The sequence below is a fragment of the Prosthecobacter sp. genome, from assembly GCF_044373815.1.
Taxonomy (GTDB): Bacteria; Verrucomicrobiota; Verrucomicrobiia; order Verrucomicrobiales; family Verrucomicrobiaceae; genus Prosthecobacter.
Map to the genome: position 1 here is coordinate 1 of NZ_JBIPNG010000545.1, position 4,052 is coordinate 4,052.

Sequence of the window (4,052 nt, forward strand, 5' to 3'; positions counted from 1 at the left end):
CGCCAGATGAGATCGCTGCGCTTCTGCGGGATGATTTCATCCATGAACCAGCGCACCACGCCGGGAAAGACGAAGATGAGCGAGGTGCCCGCCACGGCCAGCGTGAACTGCCACGCGGCGATGCGCCAGTGCCCGCGTGCGAACACAAGCAGGCGGCGCAGTGCGGCGCTGTTGGTCATCGGCTCGGGCTTGTCGTCCATGGGTGTGTGGCTAGACGAGCGAGCACGGTGCTAGATTCAAACCGAATGTGGAATGGCAGCGTATGGTGCGCGGTCCAAGGAGCGGGACTTGCCAAGTCCCGGCCTGGAAACGCACCGCAAAGCCACGCGGCTTCCACCTTCCAAATTGCGGCACTTGAAGACGCATCCACCAAAAGGGCTGGTAAAAGATCGAGGGTAAAAGATTTTTCTGACTCTGATTTTTTACCCCTCATCTTTTACCAGCCTCTCGGGGAATGGCGCTGAGCCGGTGAGCTTTGCTGGCAGAAACACTCTGCGGCACTTGGCAAGTGCCGCTCCTTGGGGGGACGCTAACGCGACGATCAACCCACCAGATGCACCTGCGGCATCGGGACGACGAATTTGCCGCCACGGGCGAGGAACTCGGTCTCACGCTTGAGGAACTCAGGCATGAAGTGCCATGGCAGCACGAGGTAGTAGTCGGGCTTGGCGGCGCGGGATTCCTCTTCGGAGATGATCTTGATGTGGGTGCCGATGGTGTAGCTGCCCCACTTGACCGGATTGCGGTCGGCGATGGCAGAAACGAGATCCGGCGTGACATTGCAGAACTGCAGCGTGGTGCTGCCCTTGGTGGAGGCACCGTAGCCGTGCACCACTTTGCCCTCGGCCTTGGCCTTCTGCAGGAAGGCGGTGAGGTCGGTGCGGATGCGCTCGATGTTTTCGCGGAAGACGGCGTAAGGGGCGTCGGAATCGATCGCCATTTCGAACTCACGGATGCGGAGATCCTGCACGCGAGCGGCGGCTTCAGCGGAAGGCTTGACCTGACCGGCGTTGGCCACCACGAGGCGGAAGCTGCCGCCGTTCACATCGTTGAGATGCACGTCGATGACTTCGAGGCCGTGATCGCCGAACAGGCGCTCCAGCACGGCGAGGGAGTAGTACTCCAGGTGCTCATGGCAGATGGTGTCGAAGCTGTTGATGTCGAGCATCGCAGGCAGATAGCTCTGCTCCAGGATCCAGATGCCGTCCGTGGCCAGCACATCGGCGATGTCCTGCACAAAAGCGTGCGGGTTCTCCAAGTCATAGAACATGGAGATGCTGGTGACGACGCGGGCCTTTTCCGTGGCGTGCACGCTCCTGAAGGCACGAGCAGAGAAGAAGTCATTCACCACTTCAAAACCTTTGGCGCGGGCCTTGAGGGCGACGTCCGAAGGATCGATGCCGATGTGGCGCAGGCCCTGGGTCTTGTAGCTGGAAAGCAGCGTGCCGTCGTTGCAGCCGATGTCGAGCACGATGTCCTTGGCGCGGAGGCTGACGGTCTGCTCCACGAGCTGGGTGATGCCCGAGAGGTTGTCGATCATGGACTGGTTGATGCCAGACTCATAGTAGTAGCGATGATAAAGAACCTTCGGCGGCACCGAGTGGCGCATCTGCACCAACCCGCAGGCGTTTTCATCCTGCGAAGGATCGCAACGCACGAGGTCGAGAGGCACCTTGCGCTTGATGAGGGCGCTGCCATCGGCGCTGGCAAGCACGCCGCCAATGAATTGATCCCCAAGGCTGACGACAGGAGTGAGGCTGCGTGAGCCGCAAATACGGCAGGTGTTGCGGGTGATGAGGACGGGGCGGAAAGCTTGGATGGCCATGGGTTCAATTGGCATTGTTGTGCTGGCGTGTCCAGCTAGACTTCATTGACAGGTTCACACGCGGGCAGTGGCCCGGTTGTCAAGGAACCACTGATAGGTGCGCGCCACGCCTTCACGGAAGTCGGTGCTGGCCTTCCAGCCCAGGTTTGCCATGCGGCTGACATCCAGCAGGCGGCGCGGATTCCCGTCTGGCTGCGTGGCGTCCCAAAGGATCTCGCCGGTGTAGCCGATGATGGTTTTGATGGCCTCTGCGGCATCGCGGATGCTGATCTCCGCACCGGTGCCGATGTTGATGATGTCAGGGCTGCTGTAGTTCTCCAGCAGGAAGGCGCAGGCGGAGGCCAGATCGTCCACGAAGAGGAATTCGCGCGTCGGCTTGCCGCTGCCCCAGAGGGTGACGCTGGGCTTGTTGTGCAGCTTGGCCTCGTGAAAACGGCGGATCAGCGAAGGCAGCACATGCGAGTGCTCGGGATCAAAATTATCAAAGGGGCCGTACAGATTCGCCGGCATGCCGCAGATGAAATCACGGCCATACTGGTGCCGGTAGCCCTGGCAGAGCTTGATCCCCGCGATCTTGGCGACCCCATACGGCGCATTGGTCTCCTCCATCGGCCCGGTCATGAGGCTGTCTTCACGGATGGGCATCTCCACCACCTTCGGGTAGATGCAGGTGCTGCCAAGAAAAAGCAGCTTCTTCGTGTCAAAGCGGTGCGCTGCTGAGAGAACGCTGTTTTGAATCTGCAGATTGTTGAGCAGGAAATCGACCGGCTGGGTGTAGCTGGCCTTGATGCCACCCACCGTGGCCGCCGCGAGGATGACCTGGTCCGGCCGCTCCGCCGCAAAGAAGGCATCCGTGGCATGCTGGTCACGCAGATCCAGCTCGGCCTTGGTGCGGGTGATGACCTGCCATTCCGGCTTGTCGGCGTAGTGGCGCATCAATGCGCGTCCGACAAGACCCTGATGACCCGTGATGAAAAGTTTGCCGCCTGATAAAGACATGCCTGCATGCCTAGCGGATGCGCCTGCGGTGTCCAGCAAAGCTTCATTTTCCAGCGACAATGACGGGGCGGCCTGGTCTCCGGCCAGCACTACCATGGCATGGCATATGGCACCAGTGTGCAGCAGTTGTGCCAGTGATTAGTCATGGCTGATTTTCCTCGGCCGCCACTCTCTTGAAGAGAGTGGCGACCCCTACGAGAATCGAACTCGTGTCGCATCCGTGAAAGGGATGTGTCCTAACCGCTAGACGAAGGGGTCGTTTTGCTCGGATTGAGCGGGCGGGGATATTGCTTTCAAAGAAGAATTGCGCAAGAGAAAATTCATTGATTCTGAAATTCTTTTTCGGACCGGCTTGATCCGAATATCAAAGCCCCTGCCTCATCGAATTTTTGCACCAGGATTTTTGCACCAGGAAAATGCAATCCAGAAAGGCATGGCCACAAGGTTGCTGAACAATCATTCAGTTATATGAAACTGCTGAAAAATGCTTGAACTGTGTGGCAATAATACTTAACCTCAGTTAAATAACGCAAATGCTGAGGTATTTGTTTATAATTACTAGATTTTTCACACAGGCTTGCTATTCTGTTAAGTCGGGCCGCTACATCCACAGATGAGTTTTTCGTTCCGAAGTTTGTTCCAGCGAGGGGCCGGTTCTAACGAACCGGGGCAAGACCCTCCACAATACTTCGCGGGATCACATCCTCAGAGAATGGCGGGCCCCGGCACGAACAGCCCCTCTTCCATGCAAGCGTCTTCCCCTTTACAGTTCCCAGCTGGTGCATCCCCCTTCCAAGTCGGGGGCAATCCACTTTTCAGAACGGCTGGCAACGAACCGATTGCTGCACCGCCGATCAATTCTGCCTCGGGAATGTCGCCGTTCAGCGTCATGGGGGCCACGCCCACGAATGCACCGCTGACCGTCGGCGATGTGATCCATCAGCTCCCAGCCGAAGTGGTGCGCATGGGGGCGCTGCCTGCGGAGCAGCCGCTTTCCCTGCCCCCTTCCCTGCTGGAAAACGCCCTGCGCAGCGGACAGGCGGCACTGCCGGTCTTTGAATTGTATCGCGTCTGCCCGGCGCTATTCCAGGTGCCCATCTCCCCTCAGGATCCACGCATGGTGGCACTGCCTGCGGCCAAGCTGCCGGGCTTGATCGCGCAAGCCCGCGAAGGACAAGGTGCCGCACCCGCTCCAGCCGCCGCACCATTGGCATCCCCGTTTTCCTTT

The 4,052-nt window shown here is 59.1% G+C and carries 3 protein-coding genes, 1 tRNA gene and 1 pseudogene; 1 reads left to right on the forward strand and 4 read right to left on the reverse strand.

From position 1 onward, the window contains the following. The 4 genes from ACIREA_RS27890 to ACIREA_RS27905 form a co-directional block, all read right to left on the reverse strand. Positions 1-200: hypothetical protein (locus tag ACIREA_RS27890; protein ID WP_397385597.1), on the reverse strand; the 200-nt coding region annotated here is incomplete at its 3' end. Positions 201-541: 341 nt separating this feature from the next. Next, the gene (locus ACIREA_RS27895; RefSeq protein ID WP_397385598.1) at positions 542-1,825 is read right to left on the reverse strand and encodes a class I SAM-dependent methyltransferase; all 1,284 of its coding nucleotides are present in this window, start codon (positions 1,823-1,825) and stop codon (positions 542-544) included. 54 nt (positions 1,826-1,879) lie between these two features. Continuing rightward, entirely contained in the window at positions 1,880-2,824 is a 945-nt protein-coding gene (locus tag ACIREA_RS27900) for a GDP-L-fucose synthase family protein (RefSeq protein WP_397385599.1), read from the reverse strand. Between the two features lie 183 nt (positions 2,825-3,007). Then, a tRNA-Glu gene (locus ACIREA_RS27905) sits at positions 3,008-3,082 on the reverse strand. Positions 3,083-3,695: 613 nt separating this feature from the next. Between ACIREA_RS27905 and ACIREA_RS27910 the strand changes: the two are divergent. Next, a pseudogene (locus tag ACIREA_RS27910) lies at positions 3,696-4,052 on the forward strand (hypothetical protein); the annotation flags it as partial.

Excerpts from the sequence above, each read along its gene's own strand:
- ACIREA_RS27900 (WP_397385599.1), bottom strand. The coding sequence starts at position 2,824 with ATGTCTTTATCAGGCGGCAAACTTTTCATCACGGGTCATCAGGGTCTT.
- ACIREA_RS27895 (WP_397385598.1), bottom strand. The coding sequence starts at position 1,825 with ATGGCCATCCAAGCTTTCCGCCCCGTCCTCATCACCCGCAACACCTGC.